This is a genomic window from Methylomonas sp. BW4-1 (assembly GCF_052474385.1).
This window is the reverse complement of sequence record NZ_CP184125.1, coordinates 5,404,250-5,423,960: the sequence shown is the minus strand read 5'-3', so window position 1 is coordinate 5,423,960 and position 19,711 is coordinate 5,404,250. Positions and strand designations below refer to the sequence as shown.

Below are 19,711 nucleotides of genomic sequence, written 5' to 3'. Positions count from 1 at the left end.
TCCTCGCGTCAAGAAATTATTTCTATTCGCGCAAACTTTCTTTTCCCTACTTGATAAACATGCCTCGCAGGCGCCGAAATTAAAGCTTTGGGATCCTCCAGTTTTTCACCATCAATCTTTACTGCACCTTGTTTGATCAAACGTAGCGCTTCAGAAGTACTTTCCACTAAACCAGCAATTTTCAATACATTAGCAATCGGCATCCCCTGCTCATCGACCTTTATTTGAACCTCTTCGATAACATCCGGTAAAGCTCCACGCTGAAACCGAGCCTCAAAACTTTCCAGAGCCGTTTTTGCAGCCTGCAACCCATGAAATCTACCGACAATCTCCTGCGCAAGCGCAACTTTGTAATTTCTTGGGTTCTCGCCACTCTCGCACGCAGCCCGCCAACTTTCTATTTCAGTCATTGACTTAAAGCTCAACAATTTAAAATAACGCCACATGAGCTCGTCAGAAATCGACATGATCTTGCCGAACATCTCGTCAGGCGCGTCCGCAATGCCTATGTAGTTATTAAGTGACTTGGACATTTTCTGTACACCGTCAAGTCCTTCCAATATCGGCATAGTTAGAACGACTTGCGGCTTTTGTCCATAGCCTTCCTGCAATTGCCTACCCATCAACAAGTTAAATTTCTGATCCGTACCACCCAGCTCGACATCCGCTTTCATGATCACCGAGTCATAGCCTTGTATTAAAGGGTACAAGAATTCGTGAATTGCAATCGGTTGACCACCCTTATATCGCTTACTGAAATCATCACGCTCCAGCATTCTCGCCACGGTATTTCTTGCCGCCAACTGGATTAGCTCAGCACTGGTCATCGCCCCCATCCATGCCGAATTAAACTTCACCTCGGTTCTTTCGGGATCAAGAATCTTGAACACCTGTGCCTGATAGGTTTTCGCGTTTTCCGCCACTTCTTCACGACTCAACGGCTTACGAGTGACGTTTTTGCCAGTCGGATCACCTATCATCGCGGTAAAATCGCCGATCAAAAATTGCACGTTATGCCCGGCATCCTGAAATTGCTTCAGCTTATTAATCAGCACCGTGTGCCCCAGATGCAAATCGGGCGCAGTCGGGTCAAATCCGGCCTTGATTGTTAGCGGCCGATTTTCCTCCAATTTTTTGACCAAATCAGATTCCAGCAAAATTTCTTCAGCGCCGTAACGCAACTGAGCCAAGGTTTCTTGCAACAATTTATTCTCCAATTAGCCTTAAGTTTTGGCCGCGCATTATAAGTGATGGAATTGTAGGGAAGGATAAAAAATGGCCTTTTGTTGGCCTTATGCACCAAAATTCCCTACAATGAAACGCTCGACAAACAATGAAGTGTGATTACTGTGAAGAACAGAATACTCAAGTCGGTGCTTTTAGGCACCTGCACCGTTGTTGCCGCCAGCGCAAGTTACGGATTGATACCGCATAAAGGTTTTGAAGACGCAAAAACCTTGGAGCAAGACAGACTGATCTCGTCCAAGATCAACCAATACACCAAATACGTAGAACCTCCCGAAACGCAACACCTCAACATCACCGAGGAACTTGAACACACCGTCAAATCCGGCGAGAACCTCTCCAGCATTTTTTCCGCACTCAATTTAAGCCGGGAAGATTTGCATAAAATCATCCACGCCAACCCTACGGGCAAACAATTCGCGGACGTCGAACCAGGTCAAGACGTCGTCGCTACGTTGAACGCTTCTGGTGAACTGGAACAGTTGACTTACAGCAAAAATCCGTTTGAAACATTGATAGCCACGCGGCATGACGACAATTTCGACGTGGAACTACTCAGTAAAAAAGTCGATTACCAAATTGCCAGCGCCAAAGGCTCTATCGATTCCTCACTGTTCGAAGACGGCAAGGAAGCAGGCCTGCCGGAAAAACTAATCCTGAAACTGGCTGACATCTTTGCCTGGGATATTGATTTTGCGCTGAATTTAAGAGACGGCGACCAATTTACCGTCGTCTATGAAAAGCTATTTGTAGACGGCAAAGAATTCGACACCGGCGAGATCCTGTCAGTTGAATTCGTCAACCAAGGCAAAACCTATACCGCCGTGCGCTTCGAAGACAACCAAGGCAACACCGGTTATTACACCCCGGACGGCAATGGCCTGCGCAAAGCCTTTCTGCAAACGCCGATGGATTTTGCCAAAATCAGCTCGCACTTTGATTTGCACCGCAAACATCCCATCCTGAACACCATCCGCGCTCACAAAGGCGTCGATTATTCCGCAGCCATCGGCACACCGGTTAAAACCACCGGCGACGGCAAAATCGTCTTCCGCGGCGTGAAAAACGGCTACGGCAATGTAGTGGAAATCGAACACGGCCAAAAATACTCAACTTTGTACGCCCACCTGTCCGGTTTCAAATCCGGTCAAAAACTCGGTAGCGCCATCAAACAAGGCGACGTGATCGGTTATGTCGGCAAAACCGGCTTAGCTACCGGCCCGCATTTGCATTATGAATTCCGTATCGGTGGCATGCATGTCAACCCGGTTACCGCCAAAATACCGCACTCTATGCCTATGGACAAAGCCTTATTGGCCAAATTCAAAGCACAAACCCAGCCATTTTTGGCGCAACTGAAACAAGCCAAAGGCGACGCACTGGTTGCTCAAAACTAATACAGTGTCCGAGCTTTATATAGGCTTAATGTCAGGGACCAGCGTCGATGGTATCGATGCTGGTCTTGTGGATTTTAGCAACGGCAAAATACAACTTGTCGCATTCCATTACCAACCATTCCCCCCCGAACTCCGGCAAAAAATTCACAAGCTTAGTCAAGCGAATCAACCTGTTTTATTAACAGATTACGGCTCGCTGGATAGCCAGATCGGTCGTTTATTCGGCGAAACCGCGCTGACTTTATTAAGTATCGCTCAGATCCCAGCGAGCGCAATCAAAGCTGTCGGTAGTCACGGTCAAACCGTTTATCACACCCCGGAGACTGCCAATGGCTTTTCTCTGCAAATCGGTGATCCGAATCGCATCGCCGAAATCACCGGCATCACCACGGTCGCCGATTTCCGCCGCCGCGACATTGCCGTCGGCGGCCAAGGCGCGCCGCTGGTTCCAGCCTTTCATCAAGCGGTTTTTAGCGACGCGGCACAAGCCAGAGTCATCGTCAATATTGGCGGCATCGCCAACATAACGGTGTTAAACGATAAACCGGTCATCGGCTTCGATACCGGCCCCGGCAATGGTTTAATGGACTGGTGGTGTCAAAAACATTGCAACCAGCATTATGACCGTAACGGCGACTGGGCAGCCAAGGGCAAAGCCCACCTTGCCCTGCTCGCAGCTTTAAGTGACGACGATTACTTCCGGCTAGCGCCACCGAAAAGCACTGGCAAGGAATATTTTTCGCCTGCATGGTTACAGCAAAAGCTCAGCTTATTTCCAGACCTTGAGCCCGAAGATATTCAAGCCACACTCTGTCAATTCAGCGCCGATACTATCGCCGATGCCATTCGCCAATATGCGCCAAATACTTTGCAAACCTTGATTTGCGGCGGCGGAGCGCATAACGGCAAATTGATGAAGCTGTTACGGAAAAGTCTGGATATGCCTGTAACGTCGACAGAGGAACGGGGAATCGACCCGGACCATGTCGAAGCGATTGCTTTTGCCTGGCTGGCACGGCAAACCCTGAACAATCTGCCGGGAAATCTATGCAGCGTCACGGGCGCAGCTACGCCCGTGGTATTAGGTGGGATTTATCCGGGTAAAAACGGCTTAAGCTGAGAAAGACGAGCCGCAACCGCAGGTAGTGGTCGCATTTGGATTGCGAATCACGAATTGCGCACCAGACAAGTCCTCCTTGTAATCGATTTCGGCACCGCTAAGATACTGAATACTCATCGAATCGATCAGCACTGTCACACCATCTTTGAGGATTTGCGTATCGTCGTCATTCACCTCTTCGTCAAAGGTAAAACCATACTGAAATCCGGAACAGCCGCCACCGCTGATATAAACTCTGAGCTTAAGATTATCGTTACCCTCTTCCTGAATTAAACCCGCTACTTTTTGCGCTGCACTGTCGGTAAAAACAATAGGATCGGACATATAAAACTCTATAAGCAATTGAAAGATTGAGCGATTATGACTATACCCAGTAATTCAGTCAAGAATTATCCACTATATTTCCCAGGCTAGCGGTTAAAGCCCTAAAGGCGTAACAACCAGGCAACTATTTGCGCTAAATTTAGCTGGAACTTAAACACACTCCGCTGCTTCGCCGAAAGCCCAAACGTGTCGATAACCGAAGATTCCAGTTAAAACCGTCCGACAAGGAGACCAACCATGCTTATCACCTTCCTCAGACACGCTACAGCAGAAGTTGGTGGCTTATCGCTGCCCGACGCGGACAGAGCCTTAATCGATAAAGGCGAAAAGCAGGTAAAACGCATCGCTGCATTTTGTTTGGCCAACGGCTTAATTCCGGGATCAATTTATTGCAGTCCGCTGTTACGCGCCCAACAGACCGCAAGGATTCTCAACCAAAGCCTGCCTGGCAACCCCGCCCCGCAAACCGTTAGTTGGTTGGCAATCGAAACAGCTACACCCACTATACTCACCGAACTTAGCAAACTCGCCCAGCGTGGCACAAGCGACGCATGGCTAGTCGGGCACGAACCGGACTTTTCGATTACCATTTCCCGGCTTCTGGGCACGACTCCCGACAACATTGTTATCAAAAAAGCCTCTCTGACTCGATTGGATACCGATTTTTCGGCTCAAGCTTCGGCTAAATTGCTGTGGAGCATCCCATGTGCATTGATGCACCAAGGTCAAACCTAATCAAACTCAAGCCCATCTAAGCAAAAATTTCTTCGTCCAACAGGTAACAGCCTGGATCCTCGGCCCAAAAATCGCCCGTCATTTGCTGCGCGCGAACCCGCGTATTACCGTTGCAGATGCTTTGATAATGGCATTCACCACAGCGTCCCTTCAGCGGCCGCGGCGACGCTTTCAATCCGGCCATCAACGGATCATTGACGTCCATCCAAATTTCGGAGAAAGGTCGTTTACGCACATTGCCCAAGCCGTAATGCCACCAAAAGGTATCCGGATGGACATTACCGAGATTGTCAATATTGGCGACGTTGACGCCGGAGGCGTTACCGCCCCATTGCTGTAGTTTGGTTCGGATGTGCTCCGCGCGCTCAGGAAAGCGCCGCTTGACCCAATGTAGAAAATACACGGCGTCAGCGTCGTTGTTACCGGTCACTACCTCGCGGTGCAAACCTTGCTGCTCCCAACTTAAAGACTTTTCGAACAAGCTGTCCATGACTTTGCGGGTCAACTGAAACTCGGCGTCGTCCTTACGGTTTTTGTTACCGCGGCCGCCATAATTCAAATGCGACAGGTAGAATTTGTCGATGTCTTCGTCGTCCATCAATTGCAACAGACCTTCGAAATCGTGCGCGTTGTCTTGAGTTAGCGTAAACCTGACGCCGGCTTTAATATCGTGTTCACGGCATAAACGGATACCGGCCAGCGATGCCTCGAACGAGCCTCGCTTCTGGCGGAACGTGTCATGGGTCTGACCAATGCCATCCAGGCTAACACCGATATATTGGTAGTCGATGGCGGCAATTTGCTTGATGTTAGATGGATTGATCAAAGTGCCGTTACTGGACAAGGCGACATAAAACCCCATGTCGCGAGCACGCTGCGAAATCGCAAAAATATCCGGATGCAGCAGCGGCTCACCGCCGGACAGAATCAGCACAGGGACTTTAAACGCCTTCAGGTCGTCCATCACCGTGTAAATTTCCGGCGTGCTCAATTCGCCGGGGAAATTGATGTCGGCGGAGGTGGTGTAGCAATGCTTGCAGGTTAAATTGCAACGGCGGATCAAATTCCAGATCACCACCGGCCCGGCGGGTTTGCGCGGCGCCGTCAGCGGGGTTGGATGCAGCAGTTCTCGCATGTATTGGCTCAGTCTGAACATGCTTTATCCTCCGATTCTTAAACCGGTTTTTTTTAGAATTTTAGTGCTGTACAACACCTCGTGGTTGCGTGCTTGCGCACCCAATAGTTCGGCAATGATAGCCACTTGCTCGCCGGCATCCTGTTCGGTCTTGCCGTGCACCATGGCAAACAGGTTATAGGGCCACTCAGGCAAATGCCGGGGGCGCTGATAGCAATGACTGACAAACGCTAGCATGGCCACTTTTTGTCCCAGTTCGTCGACGTACCCATCTTCGACATCCCACACTGTCATACCGTTAAAGCGGTAACCCAGTTTGTAATGATTGGGCACCGCAGCAATGCGGCGAACCACCCCGGTCTGTTGCATTTCGGCTAGGTGTAACATCACGGTTTGGGCGGACAAGCCCAATTGCTCGGCAACGGCTTGGTAGGGCTTGCTGACCAAAGGCAAACCGGCCTGGGTAGCTTGGATAATTTTCCGGTCTATTTCGTCGATTGGCATCAGGCTTCCAATTGCAAACCAACGTAGTATTCGCTGATCTTCGGCATGTTGTAAACGGCCAATCCGGTCTGCCGCTCAATTTCGGCAATCACACTTTGCACCTGTTCCGGCTTTTCGGTGGCCAACACAAACCACATATTTAATAAATGATTGCGGGCATAGTTATGCGCCACTTCCGGGAAGCTATTGACGATTTCGGTTACTTCATCGAAGCGCGCCTCCGGTACTTTCAGGGCCGCCAAGGTCAAGGCGCCGCCCATTTGTTCGGCATGATACATAGGCCCAAAGCGTGACAAGACGCCTTCGGCCAGCATGTTTTGCAATCTTGAGAGTAACTCTGCTTCCACAAGCCCCAATTCCTCAGCAACTCGTTGATAGGGTGCTGCGCAAATCGGGAAGCCTTGTTGCAGGCGGTTGATAATGGCTTTGTCTATGGCGTCCATGTTTAGGCGAAGTGCATACCAAAAGACTGCTTGTTTTTAATCTCCTCAGTCCTGCTCTCTCCGGCAATAGAGGGAACGGCCCCATTGCCATTGGGGTGAGCATACAGAGCGCCACGCTGTTTAAAACAACGCCGACTAAACAATACTTCGAATGGATATTCGCATAGGTTGCAAGCATGCCGCAGTTCAGCCCATTGTTCCAACACCACGTCCCGGGTCTTGCCATGAATCATGCAATACAGGTTATACGGCCAGATTTCGCCCTGGCGCGGGCGTTGATAACACAGATTCACACAAGCCTGCTGGCTGATCAAAGCGCCCACCCGAGCCACCCTGTCGTCTGCCACATCCATCACTATCATTGCATTGGCCCGGTAACCCAATTGGCGATGCTTGACCACCACGCCCCACCGCTTGATCAAACCTTGAGTCTTTAAGCGCGCCAAACGCTCAATCACCTCTTGTTCGGTAATCGCCAACTGCCCTGCTATCGCCGCATAGGGCCTCGCCGCAATCGGCAAACCGGTTTGCACGGCGGCAATCAGTTGATAATCGATCGCGTCAATCATGCAGATTTAGCTCAAATCCCAGGTTGATGAAATAGTCGGCCAGCATCGGCAGCAGCATCGCCGGATAGCCGGTTTGAGTTTCGATATCCGCGATCACACCTTTAAGGTGAGCCTCACTGTCCGCAATCAATACAAACCAGAGATTGAAGCGATTTTCGCGCTCATAGTTGTGATTGACTTCCGGATAAGCGCTGACCAATTCGGCGACCCTTGGCAAATCAAATTCCGGCACCGCCATCGCCACCAGCGCGCTATTACCGATGCTATTGGGCGCGATCACCGGACCGATGCGGCTGATCATCTGCTGCTCGGATAATGTTTGAAACGCATTTAACACCTCATCCTCGCTGACGCCAAGCTGTTCGGCAATGTCGCGGTAGGGGGTCGGGCTCAACGGAAAATCCTGTTGATAGTCGTTGAGCAAGCGTTTGTGCAAGGGTGCCAGCATGTTACCAACCTATGCGATTGGCGCGATCAGTGAAGAAAATCCCACTGGGTTTTTGCGCCGGCAGGCGAGCGGTTTCGGCAAAGGTCTCAGTGTCATAAACCATCACCCGGTCCTCGTCGCGCACCGCCAGCCATACCGATTCGCCGCGCGGACTGAATTCCATGTGCAGCACGGCCTTGCCGGGCTGCAGGGTTTTAAGCACATTAAAATCTTTCAAATCGATGACTTGCACGGTTTGATTGTCCGGAAAGGCGAAATTCACCCAAACTTGCCGCCCATCCGGCCGCGAGCTAACAAACACCGGCTGGCCAGCCACCGGAATACGCTTGACCAACTCCCATTCGCGGGTGTCGATCACCAACACCTCATGCAATCCCACTGCCGGTACCAGCAAACAGTCGCCGGCCACAGTCCAACCTTCCAGATGCGGCATTTTATAGACCGGCATTTGTTCATCGTCTTTGCCGTAATCTTCCAGAATATGTTCGACACCTTTTTCCGGCTGCCACAAATCCAGCAAAGCCAAACCTTTTTCACCAAACAATCCAGCGCCATAGTAATGGCCATCCGGCGTCAATAAGGCGTCGTAAGGCTGTTTGCCGATGTCTTTAAATTTTTTCACGACGGGCTGACGCGGATTTTTAGCATCAATCAGCCAGATTTCGTTGCCTTCGAACAGACTGCAAACGAAGCGTTGGCCCGGCGCATCCACCAAACCGACGACTTTGGATAATTTGTTGTCTTCGCCGTAAATCGCGGGGATTTCAGCCAGCTGTTCCAGCGTCACCGCGTCGAACAGCTTAACGCCGCCGGGTGTGTAATTAGAAACCGCAATCACTTTGCCGTCCTGAGAAATCGCCCCGCCGATGCTGTTGCCGGCCTGGATGATGCGTTTTTCGATTTTGTCTTGCAGCAAATCGATCTTGGTCAAACCGCCATCCCGGCCGAATATATAGGCGTAGCGCTGATCGCGGGAGAACACTATCGAAGCGTGAGACAAATCGCCCAAGCCTTCGATGCGACTCATCGACGCCGGTTTCGTGGTGTTGATGATCTGTATGCTGCCGGTTTCGCGTTCGATCACTACGCCGAGATCGCCAGTGCCGCGCGGATCGCCATTGGCTTGACAAACCCAAAATAACGAAACAGCAATGGTAACTTTACGAATTATTTGCTTCATATCGACGCCAAGGAAAATTTTTAGTGCCCACACCATTGGTCTTCGCAGGGCCGCCCATCATTGTCACCATCCGTCACGCTGCCAGGACAATTATTCAAATAAAATATTGCTTCTTCACATGAAGTCATTTGCGTGCATCGCGTTTTACCTTCACATGTAAATTTCGCAGAGACTTGTATTTCAGGCTGTTCTAGGGTCTGATAGCTAACCTCCGGGACCGGCGGCGACCAAGAAATAGTACTTTCACGACTTTTAAATTTATTCACAACAAATCCAACGATAAGCACGGCAATAACAATAGAACTAAATACTGATCGATAGCTGCTGTTTTTATGCCTATAAGCACTAAGTTTATAAGATTGGGGTTTAATTGCATTTTTTCGCGGCACTACTGAGGCTGAGTTCACGAGCTTCCGCTCCGAGAAAACGCTTTTCATCCCTTCGATAGTAACGCCGACAGCTCTTTTTTGGCCTGTCAGATCGGTGATTACATCAAAATAAACTATGTCGTTTTCAACTGGCCTTCGGATTGCACCTTTTAACGAAGATATATGAAAAAATACATCCTCACTGCCAGCGTCTGGGGTAATAAAACCATACCCTTTATCGTCGATCCAACGTTTTAAAATACCTTTTTGCACACTAATCGAATCTAAGGTTGCCGTAAGCGTTGAATCAACCAGTTTGTTTCATCGACAGTCAAAAAACTCTTCCACGGCGGCATAGCCGTGCCTGCTCGACCGTTTTGAATCGCATCCGCCAACAGAGCGTCGCTTTTGCCAGCCAGCGCTTCCGGCATCAACGACGGTCCCAAGCCGCCTTTCGGCGGCAGGCCATGGCAGGAGCCGCAATCATGCTTGAGCATATTCAACAGCTCCTGCTGCCGTTGCGGATTGGGTTGTTCCGCAACGGCGCAGGTGGATAGCAAACCGATCAACACCCAGCAATAACGCATTGACTAGGGTTTAACGCTGCCGTAATACGCGGCGATGTCGTTGATTTCGGCATCGGTCAGCGAACCGGCGATCGCATTCATAATGTCGGATTTCCGAGTTTTGTCGCGATATTGTTTGATCGCGGTTTTCAAATACTCGGGATCGCGGCCGCCCAACGGTGGAAACGGCGCATCGGCACTGGGCATTCGGATGCCGTGACATTGCGCACACACCGCGCCCGCTTTAGCTTGACCGACATACAAACTGGTAGCCTGTGCGCTACCGGCGGCAAGCAACCCCGCCAGCAACGACACGATAAAATGAGTCATCTTCATTTTGATTGCTCCATTTCGTCGGGCGACAAGCCGCGGGTCATGTATTTAACCCGGCCGCGCGAGAAAATACCTGCGGGGCTTTCCATCGGTACGCTGGCGACTTTTTGCAAGGTGTTGGAATCGTACACCACCACTTCGTCGCCGTTGTAACCGGCACTGATATACAAGAATTTGCCATCGGCGCTATATTCCGGGAAGTAGGCGTGGCCGCCGACATCCAGGGTTCTGGCAACTTCCAGGGTTTTCTTGTCGATCAACTGTACAGTACGGGCGCGTCTATCCTTGCTGATGATGTCAACCGCGACATAAGGGGCGTTGGCATGCGCAGCGGGCGATTCGGTGCCACCAGAAACCGGTACTTGTTTGACGACTTCCATTTTGTCCAGATCCCAAACGCTGACCACGGTTTTGTCGCAGTCGCCGAAGTTGGTGCCAAAGCCCAAAGTACGGCCATCCACTTTCACCGCCGAACCGCCGCCAACGTGCGGCACGCACCCGGCTTCCAATTTTTTGATGATTTCGCGTTTTTCCAGATCGATGGCGGCGACGATGCTGTCGTCGTAAGACGCGATCATCAGTTTTTTGCCGCCGTGAGTCAGGAAGGCGTCATGCAAATGTCGGCCTACGTTCTCGATCCGGGTGACAGGGAAACCTTCTTTGTTTAAATCGATGACCCAAACCTGGCCGGCATTTTCCAATGCAATCGCAAAAACGTCCGCGTATGGAGTACCGATAATCATGCCTGAGTCGGACGAAACGTGTTTACCATCCGGATCGGTGCCTTCCAGTTCGAAGGTTTTCAATGGTTCCAGGGTATCGGCATTCAGAATCACGGCGTTATGCGGTACGAAAGAACCAGCCATAATATATTTACCGTCGCGCGATACCCCCATGCCCGGGCCGTTCCAGCCGGTTTTGATGCTGCGCACCGCTTGCATGGAATACAAATCGACTTTAAAAATCTCGGCAGTATCGGTTTTTACATAAGCCCAGCGCGGGTTGGCCGGGTTGAAATCGATAATATGTGCGGCAGTGCCGGTCGGTACTTCACCGACTTTTTGATGGGTAGAGCTGTTAATAAAGATGGCTTTGGAGCCCTCGCCACGGCCGTATTTGCCGCGCGCCGCGACGCCAATCAAGTTTTCAAATTTATCGTCGATTTGAAAAGTCGGCTTGGCCGGTAATGTACTTTCGTCTTTGACATAGACTTTCAACGACTTTTTCATATCGTCTATCGTCCAAGCCGGATTGGGTTGTTTTGGCGTTTCTTGCAGATGTTTGATCACGCCGCGAATTTCGTCGTCGCTCAGTTTGCCGTAGAACGGAGGCATCAAGGTGTCGAAGCTGCCGGCCATGACGATGGTGCGCAAGGCGGTGGGACTGCGGCCTTTCAACGTCGCCGAGTTCAGCGCCGGCGCCAGATAACCGCCGTGATCGGAACCGTGGCAGCTGGCACAATTGTCTTGGTAGAGCTTATGAAAGTCGTCGGATTTTGCCATCGCCACTCCGGATGACAACAGCATGGCGATAGAACTCGCCAGTAGGGATTTATTCAGCATTTTTATAGTATTGTTCATTTAAAATTCCTGCCACCCGCAAGTTAAAAAAAAGAGCCAACTTGGTGCATTAAACCATAAAAGATCAGGACGAACAGACACCCGATTTAGCATGGTAAAATAACAGCTTGTTGACTCCAGGCCGATGTTATAAAGTAAAGTTTCGATTCGCTATCAATTTACCCCCTAAACTATCGCCTTGTCAACCTAGTGGGTCACGATGAGAATGCAATTTATGCAACAAACTGATATTTACGAACTTATTGAGTGCATGACTACATTGATCCGCTCCGAAGAGCGGAAAAAATGTACGGAACTGGGCTTGCAGCCGGTACACTTCCAAGTGCTCAATTACCTCTCGCGCTGCAATAAATATAGCAACACCCCAGCAGCTGTCGCCAATTATCTGGGCATGACTCGCGGCACCGTATCACAATCGCTGATTATTCTGGAAAAGAAGGGCTATATCGGTAAAACGCCGGATGCCAACGACAAGCGCGTGGTGCATTTGCAGTTGCTGGCGGACGGCGCGGCCATACTCAAACAAGCGCGACCGTCTGATTTATTCCACGGGGCTACGGCCATCCTGCAAAATAGCGATTCGCCCCCATCAGATGCCAATGTGTTTCAGCAAGCCCTTACCGCGCTGCAAAAAGCAAATCAGTCGCAATCATTCGGCGTTTGCAAAACCTGCCGCAATTTCAGCGAAAAAGACGGCGGCTTTTTCTGCCAGCTAACCCAGGAAAAGCTCAGCACAGCCGATAGCGAGCAAATTTGCCAGGAACACAACCCTGTTTAACTGTCCGGCCAATGCACAGATAGACAATAAACAAGTCTTGGCTCGGTTTACGCTGCATCATTCGCCGGTTCGATTTGGGAGTTAATATGTCTATACCTCGCATCGCCTTGACGCCCGGCGAACCGTCCGGCGTCGGTCCGGACTTATGCATACAATTGGCGCAGCAAGAACAAACTTGCCAACTGATTGCCATTGCCGATCCGGAATTATTGCAGCAACGGGCCCAACAACTGGATTTACCTCTAACAATTCAACTTTTCAACATTGATCACGCTGCCACAAAACAGTCAGCAGGGACCTTAACCGTACTGCCCATCAGCCTAAGCGAACCAGCCGTTTGCGGAAGACTCAACCCCATAAATAGCCGATACGTTCTGGAAACCATCCGCCAAGCCACTCTGGGCTGTATGAGCGGCGTATTTGCCGCAATGGTGACCGGCCCGGTCCACAAAGGGGTGATCAACGACACCGGCATTCCTTTCAGCGGCCACACCGAGTTTATCGCCGAACTGACCGGCGGCAGCCCAGTCATGATGCTGGCAACACCGGGCCTGCGCGTCGCTTTGGCGACCACGCATCTGCCGCTGTCAGAAGTAAGCGCCGCCATCACCTCGGACGCATTGGCGACCGTTATCCGGTTGCTGGACCGCGACCTGCGCCAACGCTTCAACATTACTGACCCGAAAATTTTGGTCTGCGGCCTTAATCCGCACGCGGGCGAAAGCGGCCATCTCGGCCGGGAAGAAATCGAGATTATCGAGCCGACGTTGGAGCGCCTGCGTTGCGAAGGCATTCACCTATACGGCCCGCTACCCGCCGACACCCTGTTTACACCCAAATACCTGGAAACCGCCGACGCCGTGTTAGCGATGTATCACGATCAAGGTCTACCGGTATTGAAATACAAAGGCTTCGGCCAGGCCGTGAATATCACGCTGGGTTTACCTATCGTCCGCACTTCGGTCGACCACGGCACAGCCCTGGAACTGGCCGGCACCGGCAAAGCCAATCTCGGCAGTTTGCGATTTGCGTTGCAGACTGCGCTGGATATGATTCCCCACTTATAAAATTAAAAATGACCCACACCGCCCGCAAACGTTTCGGCCAGAATTTTCTGCACGATCACAGCATCATCTACAACATCCTGGCCAGCGCCCATCCCGTCGCCGGTGAGCATTGGGTGGAAATCGGCCCCGGCCTGGGTGCGCTGACCCAGCCTTTGCTGGAATCGGGCACTAAACTCGATGTGGTCGAGCTGGACCGCGATTTGGTGAGCCGTCTGCAAAAACAGTTTGCCGGCCACATCAATTTAACCGTGCATAGCGCCGACGCTTTGAAGTTCGATTTTGCCGCGCTGGCACAAACCGGCGAGAAACTGCGCATCATCGGCAACCTGCCTTACAACATTTCCACACCACTAATGTTTCACCTACTGGAATCCACCGATTGCGTGGAAGATATGCTGTTCATGCTGCAAAAAGAAGTGGTGGACCGCATTTGCGCCGAGCCCGGCAGCAAGGCATACGGCCGGTTGAGCGTGATGATGCAGTATTACTGTGAAACGGAATTGCTGTTCGACGTGCCACCGGAAAGTTTCGATCCAATTCCGCAAGTTATGTCGGCCATCGTCCGCCTGACCCCACACAGCCAACCGCCGGTCGACATTCCAGACCTAAAAAGCTTTAGCCAATTGGTGACCCAGGCTTTTTCGCAGCGCCGAAAAACCATCCGCAATTCGCTGAAAAACTTCATCTCCGAGCAGCAGATTATCGAGCTTGGCATCGACGCCAATTTACGTGCGGAGTCGATTAGCCTGGCCGAGTTCGCCCTGCTCAGCACTCACAGCCAAGCAAGCACCGCCAGTTAAGTTCGCAACTCCTCGCGCCGCCAGTTCAACAAGATTTGACGGCATTTACAGGACAAGTGCGATAAAATGCAGGATTTTTCCGCCAGGCTCACGAACTGATGCGCTTGAGCCGGCTCTCTTTATATAAGGCAACCAACCTGATTCATACACTGGAGTGATTGATATGCGCATTATCCTGTTAGGCAGCCCCGGCTCGGGCAAAGGCACCCAAGCCCAGTTCATCACGGAGAAGTTCGCGATTCCGCAAATTTCCACCGGCGACATGCTGCGCGCCGCCGTCCGCGAAGGCACCCCGCTGGGTATTGAAGCCAAAAAAATCATGGATGCCGGCGGCCTGGTTTCCGATGACATCATCTTGGGTTTGATTAAAGACCGCATCACTCAGGACGATTGCAAAAACGGCTTTTTGCTCGATGGATTTCCGCGCACGATTGCGCAAGCGGAAGGTCTGGCAAAAATGGGCGTAGAACTGGATTACGTCGTGGAAATTGCCGTCGATGACGAAGAGATCATCAAACGCATGAGCGGCAGGCGCGTACATATGGCCTCGGGCCGTACCTATCACGTGGTGTTCAATCCACCGAAACAGGAAGGCTTGGACGATGTTACAAACGAGCCTTTGATCCAACGCGACGACGATAAAGAAGAAACCGTTCGCAAGCGCTTAAGCGTGTATCACGAGCAAACCAAACCGCTGGTCGGCTTTTATTCCGCGCCCGGTCAAAACGTCAAATTCGCGTCGATTGCTGGTGTCGGTTCGGTGAGCGAAATCACCGACAAAGTGTTAGCGGTGTTGGCATAAAAACTTCGTAGGGTACGCAACACGTACCTTTTAGCTTTCGGTACGCGATACCCCAAGGGGCACAAATGCGTACACCACCTAAAAAGAGAAATCCAAATGGCAGGTAAAACCTTATACGACAAACTCTGGGACGACCACGTCGTCCATACCGAAGACGACGGCTCGTGCCTGATCTATATCGACCGGCAGTTGCTGCACGAAGTGACTTCACCGCAAGCTTTCGACGGCATGCGCATGTCCGGCCGCCAACCGTGGCGGGTCACCCGCAATCTGGCCGTCGCCGACCATAACGTGCCGACCTCCGGCCGCGCGCAAGGCATCGCCGACCCGGTTTCCCGTCTGCAAGTGCAAACCCTGGAAAACAACTGCGCCGAGTTCGGCATCACCGAATTCGACATGGCCGACATCCGCCAAGGCATCGTCCACGTGGTCGGCCCGGAACAAGGCGCCACGCTGCCCGGCATGACCGTGGTCTGCGGCGACTCGCATACCTCTACGCATGGCGCCTCCGCCGCGCTGGCCTTCGGTATCGGCACCTCGGAAGTGGAACACGCCCTGGCCACGCAAACGCTGGTGCAGAAAAAAGCTAAAAACATGCTGATTAAAGTCAATGGCAAAACCGGTCCGGGCGTCACCGCCAAGGACATCGTGTTGGCGATCATCGGCCAGATCGGTACTGCCGGAGGCACCGGTTACACCATCGAATTCGGCGGTGACGCGATTCGCGCGCTGAGCATGGAAGGCCGCATGACGGTCTGCAATATGGCTATCGAAGCCGGTGCCCGTGCCGGTTTGATTGGTTGCGACGAAAAAACCATCGAGTTTTATCAAGGCCGGCCCTATTCGCCCAAAGGCGAGGACTGGAATATGGCGGTCCGTTACTGGGAAAAACTGCATTCCGACGCCGACGCCAAATTCGACAAAGTCATCGAATTCGACGCGGCCGCGATCAAACCGCAAGTCAGCTGGGGCACGTCGCCGGAAATGGTATTACCGGTCGATGCATCCATCCCCGATCCTGTTCAGGAAGCCGATCCGGTCAAGAAGCAAAGCATCGAACGCGCCCTGCAATACATGGGCTTAACAGCCGGCCAAAAAATCACCGACATCAAGCTGGATAAGGTGTTTATCGGTTCCTGCACCAACTCGCGCATCGAAGATTTACGCGCCGCGGCTGCGGCGATCAAAGGCCGGAAAAAAGCTGCGTCGGTCAAACAAGTGTTGGTAGTGCCCGGCTCGGGTTTGATCAAACAACAAGCCGAAGCGGAAGGCCTGGACAAAATCTTCACCGCCGCCGACTTTGAGTGGCGCGAACCGGGTTGCTCGATGTGCCTGGCGATGAACGCCGACCGTCTGGATGCCGGCGAACATTGCGCTTCGACCTCGAATCGTAACTTTGAAGGCCGTCAGGGTTACGGCGGCCGCACCCACTTGGTGAGTCCCGCCATGGCTGCCGCGGCTGCGATTGCCGGCCACTTTGTCAACGTCGCCGAGGAGGCTTAAATCATGCAGGCTTTTACCACTTTAACCGCCCTGGTGGTGCCGATGGACCGCGCCAATATCGACACCGACGCGATCATCCCCAAACAATTCTTGAAATCGATCCGTCGCGCCGGCTTCGGTCCGTATTTGTTCGACGAATGGCGTTATTTGGATCATGGCGAACCGGAAATGGATTGCACCAACCGACCGTTGAACAAGGATTTTGTTTTGAACCAACCGCAATACAAAGGGGCGCAGATTCTGCTGACCCGGGAAAACTTCGGTTGCGGTTCATCGCGCGAACACGCACCGTGGGCACTGGAAGACTACGGATTCCGCGTGATCATCGCGCCAAGCTTTGCCGACATTTTCTTCAACAACTGTTTTAAAAACGGCATTCTGCCGATTGTGTTGCCGGCGGAAACCGTGGACCTGTTGTTCAAGGAAGTTGTCGACGGTTACCAATTGACGGTCGATCTGCAAAGCCAATCCATTACCACACCAAGCGGACAAAACATTGCCTTTACTGTCGATGAAAACCGCCGCTACCGCTTGCTGAACGGCCTGGACGACATCGCACTTACCCTGCAACATGCCGACAAAATCAAGAGTTACGAAGCCGAGCGCGCCAAACGCGCACCGTGGTTGTTCAAAGACGCATAAGCGCCACTGAAAGGTAAAAAAATGCCCAAAAAAATAGCAGTCCTGGCCGGCGACGGCATCGGACCGGAAATTGTCGCCGAAGCGATCAAGGTCTTGAGCTTTCTAAATACCGACATGAATCTGGGGTTGGTTTTCGAGAACGCCTTGATTGGCGGTGCGGCTTATGACGCTTTCGGCACTCCCCTGCCGCAAACCACGCTGAATCTGTGCAAAAACGCTGATGCGGTGCTGCTGGGTGCGGTCGGCGGCCCTAAGTGGGAGCCGCTGGCCCATGCGGTACGTCCGGAACGCGGCTTATTGGGCATTCGCTCCGAGTTGAATCTGTTCTCTAACCTGCGTCCGGCGATTTTGTATCCGCAATTGGTCGACGCATCGACCTTGAAACCGGAAGTGGTGTCGGGCCTGGACCTCATGATCGTCCGCGAATTGACCGGCGGCATTTATTTCGGCCAGCCGCGCGGTGTGCATGTGGCCGAAAACGGCGAGAAAGTCGGCATCAATACCAAGATTTACAGCGAATCAGAAATCCGCCGCATCGCCCATTCCGCATTCAAGATTGCGCAAAAACGTCACAAAAAACTGTGCTCGGTCGATAAAGCCAATGTACTGGAAGTGACCGAACTATGGCGCAGCGTGATGACCGAAGTGGGTAAGGACTATCCGGACGTACAACTGAGTCATATGTATGTCGATAATGCTGCGATGCAACTGGTACGGGCGCCGAAACAATTTGATGTGATCGTCACCAGTAATATGTTCGGCGACATTCTGTCCGACATCGCCGCAATGCTGACCGGCTCCATCGGCATGCTGCCGTCGGCTTCCCTGGATGCCAATGCCAAGGGCATGTATGAACCGATTCACGGTTCCGCGCCTGACATTGCCGGCCAAGGTATCGCCAATCCGCTGGCGACCATTTTGTCGGTGGCGATGATGCTGCGTTATACATTTAACCAGCCGGAAGCCGCCGAGCGTATCGAACGCGCGGTGAACAGCGCATTGGATAGTAAAGTCAGAACCGCGGACATTTATTCGGAAGGCATGACCAAAGTCAGCACTTCCGGCATGGGCGATGCTGTTCTTAACGCCTTAAAAGGATAAGCAATATGTCTAAAACTTATGATGTAGCAGTCGTCGGCGCCACTGGCGCGGTCGGCGAAACCATGATTTCCATTTTGGAAGAACGCAATTTTCCGGTGGGCAAAGTCTATGCATTAGCCAGCGAGCGCTCGGCCGGCAAACGTATCCCGTTTAAAGACGGGTCGCTGGTGGTGGAAGATTTGGCGACCTTCGATTTCTCGAAAGTGCAGATCGGCTTATTTTCTCCCGGCGCGTCAGTGTCTGCGGAGTATGCGCCCAAAGCCGCCGCGGCCGGCTGTGTGGTGATCGACAACACCTCGCAATTTCGCTACGACGACGACATTCCGTTGGTGGTGCCGGAAGTCAATCCGGAAAAAGTTGCCGACTACAAAAATCGCGGCATTATCGCCAACCCCAATTGCTCGACCATCCAGATGTTGGTGGCCTTGAAACCGATCTACGATGCGGCAGGTATCAGCCGCATCAACGTTGCCACCTATCAAGCAGTGTCCGGCACGGGCAAGGAAGCGATTGAGGAATTAGCCACGCAAACCGCGAATTTGTTGAATGCCAAGCCGGTCGAGCCTAGCGTGTATCCAAAGCAAATTGCTTTCAACGTGTTGCCGCAAATCGATGTCTTCATGGATAACGGCTACACCAAGGAAGAGATGAAAATGGTCTGGGAAACTCGAAAAATCCTCGGTGATGCCGATATTCTGGTCAACCCCACAGCGGTGCGGGTGCCTGTGTTTTTTGGACATTCGGAAGCTGTGCATATCGAGACTAAAACCAAGATTTCCGCTGAGCAGGTTCGCGAGCTGTTGGCGTCTGCCCCCGGGGTAACGTTGTTGGACGAACGTGAGAACGGCGGTTATCCAACGGCGGTGACGGAATCATCCGGCAACGACGATGTATTTGTCGGCAGAATCCGCGAGGATATTTCCCATCCGACCGGCATAGATCTATGGGTAGTGAGTGATAACGTCAGAAAAGGTGCTGCGCTTAACAGTGTGCAAATAGCCGAAGTGCTGGTAAAAAGCTACATCTAGTCTACGCTTAGCTCTGTGTTTTATAGTGGGTCAGTAAGTACCG

General features: G+C 52.0%; 23 protein-coding genes. 11 read left to right on the top strand and 12 right to left on the bottom strand.

What is annotated here, in order from left to right:
• Window positions 1–8: 8 nt before the first annotated feature.
• Window positions 9–1,202 carry a tyrosine--tRNA ligase gene (gene tyrS, locus ACH5Y9_RS25335; RefSeq protein WP_445369928.1) on the bottom strand — a complete coding sequence of 398 codons (1,194 nt, stop codon included), beginning with the start codon at window positions 1,200–1,202 and terminating at the stop codon, window positions 9–11.
• Window positions 1,203–1,349: 147 nt separating this feature from the next.
• On the opposite strand from tyrS, the gene ACH5Y9_RS25330 reads away from it, so the two are divergent.
• Window positions 1,350–2,642: a peptidoglycan DD-metalloendopeptidase family protein gene (locus ACH5Y9_RS25330; RefSeq protein ID WP_445368022.1), complete on the top strand. Its 1,293-nt coding sequence runs from the start codon at window positions 1,350–1,352 to the stop codon at window positions 2,640–2,642.
• A 4-nt stretch (window positions 2,643–2,646) separates the two neighbouring features.
• Window positions 2,647–3,762 carry an anhydro-N-acetylmuramic acid kinase gene (locus ACH5Y9_RS25325; RefSeq protein ID WP_445369927.1) on the top strand — a complete coding sequence of 372 codons (1,116 nt, stop codon included), beginning with the start codon at window positions 2,647–2,649 and terminating at the stop codon, window positions 3,760–3,762.
• Here the strand turns inward: ACH5Y9_RS25325 and erpA are convergent.
• The gene (gene erpA / locus ACH5Y9_RS25320) at window positions 3,754–4,086 is read right to left on the bottom strand and encodes an iron-sulfur cluster insertion protein ErpA (RefSeq protein WP_033159303.1); all 333 of its coding nucleotides are present in this window, start codon (window positions 4,084–4,086) and stop codon (window positions 3,754–3,756) included. The genes ACH5Y9_RS25325 and erpA overlap by 9 nt on opposite strands.
• A gap of 237 nt (window positions 4,087–4,323) precedes the next feature.
• Between erpA and ACH5Y9_RS25315 the strand changes: the two genes are divergently transcribed.
• Window positions 4,324–4,821 carry a SixA phosphatase family protein gene (locus tag ACH5Y9_RS25315; protein WP_445368021.1) on the top strand — a complete coding sequence of 166 codons (498 nt, stop codon included), beginning with the start codon at window positions 4,324–4,326 and terminating at the stop codon, window positions 4,819–4,821.
• Window positions 4,822–4,837: 16 nt separating this feature from the next.
• Here the strand turns inward: ACH5Y9_RS25315 and nirJ are convergent, their stop codons facing one another.
• From nirJ to ACH5Y9_RS25265, 10 genes are read right to left on the bottom strand one after another with little or no spacing between them, the layout of a single operon-like run.
• The gene (gene nirJ / locus ACH5Y9_RS25310) at window positions 4,838–5,977 is read right to left on the bottom strand and encodes a heme d1 biosynthesis radical SAM protein NirJ (RefSeq protein ID WP_445368020.1); all 1,140 of its coding nucleotides are present in this window, start codon (window positions 5,975–5,977) and stop codon (window positions 4,838–4,840) included.
• Between the two features lie 3 nt (window positions 5,978–5,980).
• Window positions 5,981–6,460: a siroheme decarboxylase subunit beta gene (gene ahbB, locus ACH5Y9_RS25305; RefSeq protein ID WP_445368019.1), complete on the bottom strand. Its 480-nt coding sequence runs from the start codon at window positions 6,458–6,460 to the stop codon at window positions 5,981–5,983.
• Window positions 6,460–6,903, bottom strand: a complete 444-nt coding sequence (locus ACH5Y9_RS25300; protein ID WP_445368018.1) for an Lrp/AsnC family transcriptional regulator — start codon at window positions 6,901–6,903, stop codon at window positions 6,460–6,462. Before ACH5Y9_RS25300 ends, ahbB (ACH5Y9_RS25305) begins: the two co-directional genes overlap by 1 nt.
• A 2-nt stretch (window positions 6,904–6,905) precedes the next feature.
• Window positions 6,906–7,472 (bottom strand): siroheme decarboxylase subunit beta, encoded by a 567-nt coding sequence (gene ahbB, locus ACH5Y9_RS25295; RefSeq protein WP_445368017.1) that lies wholly within the window; start codon window positions 7,470–7,472, stop codon window positions 6,906–6,908.
• Window positions 7,465–7,920, bottom strand: a complete 456-nt coding sequence (locus tag ACH5Y9_RS25290) for an Lrp/AsnC family transcriptional regulator (RefSeq protein ID WP_033159297.1) — start codon at window positions 7,918–7,920, stop codon at window positions 7,465–7,467. The genes ahbB (ACH5Y9_RS25295) and ACH5Y9_RS25290 overlap by 8 nt, the downstream gene beginning before the upstream one ends.
• A gap of 1 nt (window position 7,921) precedes the next feature.
• Window positions 7,922–9,100, bottom strand: a complete 1,179-nt coding sequence (locus tag ACH5Y9_RS25285; RefSeq protein ID WP_445368016.1) for a cytochrome D1 domain-containing protein — start codon at window positions 9,098–9,100, stop codon at window positions 7,922–7,924.
• A 20-nt stretch (window positions 9,101–9,120) separates the two neighbouring features.
• Window positions 9,121–9,741 carry a cold shock domain-containing protein gene (locus tag ACH5Y9_RS25280; RefSeq protein ID WP_445368015.1) on the bottom strand — a complete coding sequence of 207 codons (621 nt, stop codon included), beginning with the start codon at window positions 9,739–9,741 and terminating at the stop codon, window positions 9,121–9,123.
• Between the two features lie 11 nt (window positions 9,742–9,752).
• On the bottom strand, window positions 9,753–10,055 hold the full coding sequence (locus ACH5Y9_RS25275) for a c-type cytochrome (RefSeq protein WP_445368014.1): 303 nt from the start codon (window positions 10,053–10,055) through the stop codon (window positions 9,753–9,755).
• A 3-nt stretch (window positions 10,056–10,058) separates the two neighbouring features.
• Window positions 10,059–10,370, bottom strand: a complete 312-nt coding sequence (locus ACH5Y9_RS25270) for a c-type cytochrome (protein WP_033159293.1) — start codon at window positions 10,368–10,370, stop codon at window positions 10,059–10,061.
• A complete protein-coding gene (locus tag ACH5Y9_RS25265) occupies window positions 10,367–11,947 on the bottom strand; it encodes a cytochrome D1 domain-containing protein (RefSeq protein WP_445368013.1) in 1,581 nt (526 codons plus the stop codon). The genes ACH5Y9_RS25270 and ACH5Y9_RS25265 overlap by 4 nt, the downstream gene beginning before the upstream one ends.
• A gap of 214 nt (window positions 11,948–12,161) precedes the next feature.
• Here ACH5Y9_RS25265 and ACH5Y9_RS25260 point away from each other — a divergent pair, with 214 nt between their 5' ends.
• From ACH5Y9_RS25260 to ACH5Y9_RS25225, 8 genes are all read left to right on the top strand, one after another.
• Complete coding sequence (locus tag ACH5Y9_RS25260; protein ID WP_445368012.1) at window positions 12,162–12,725, top strand: MarR family winged helix-turn-helix transcriptional regulator; 564 nt, start codon at window positions 12,162–12,164, stop codon at window positions 12,723–12,725.
• Window positions 12,726–12,811: 86 nt separating this feature from the next.
• A complete protein-coding gene (gene pdxA / locus ACH5Y9_RS25255; RefSeq protein WP_445368011.1) occupies window positions 12,812–13,792 on the top strand; it encodes a 4-hydroxythreonine-4-phosphate dehydrogenase PdxA in 981 nt (326 codons plus the stop codon).
• An 8-nt stretch (window positions 13,793–13,800) separates the two neighbouring features.
• Window positions 13,801–14,592, top strand: a complete 792-nt coding sequence (gene rsmA, locus ACH5Y9_RS25250; protein ID WP_445368010.1) for a 16S rRNA (adenine(1518)-N(6)/adenine(1519)-N(6))-dimethyltransferase RsmA — start codon at window positions 13,801–13,803, stop codon at window positions 14,590–14,592.
• Between the two features lie 163 nt (window positions 14,593–14,755).
• Window positions 14,756–15,394 carry an adenylate kinase gene (adk, locus tag ACH5Y9_RS25245; protein WP_319963125.1) on the top strand — a complete coding sequence of 213 codons (639 nt, stop codon included), beginning with the start codon at window positions 14,756–14,758 and terminating at the stop codon, window positions 15,392–15,394.
• Window positions 15,395–15,490: 96 nt separating this feature from the next.
• Entirely contained in the window at window positions 15,491–16,897 is a 1,407-nt protein-coding gene (gene leuC, locus ACH5Y9_RS25240) for a 3-isopropylmalate dehydratase large subunit (protein ID WP_445368009.1), read from the top strand.
• A gap of 3 nt (window positions 16,898–16,900) precedes the next feature.
• Entirely contained in the window at window positions 16,901–17,539 is a 639-nt protein-coding gene (gene leuD, locus ACH5Y9_RS25235) for a 3-isopropylmalate dehydratase small subunit (protein ID WP_445368008.1), read from the top strand.
• A 21-nt stretch (window positions 17,540–17,560) separates the two neighbouring features.
• Window positions 17,561–18,640 (top strand): 3-isopropylmalate dehydrogenase, encoded by a 1,080-nt coding sequence (leuB, locus tag ACH5Y9_RS25230; RefSeq protein ID WP_033159287.1) that lies wholly within the window; start codon window positions 17,561–17,563, stop codon window positions 18,638–18,640.
• Window positions 18,641–18,645: 5 nt separating this feature from the next.
• Complete coding sequence (locus tag ACH5Y9_RS25225) at window positions 18,646–19,668, top strand: aspartate-semialdehyde dehydrogenase (protein WP_033159286.1); 1,023 nt, start codon at window positions 18,646–18,648, stop codon at window positions 19,666–19,668.
• Window positions 19,669–19,711 lie beyond the last annotated feature (43 nt).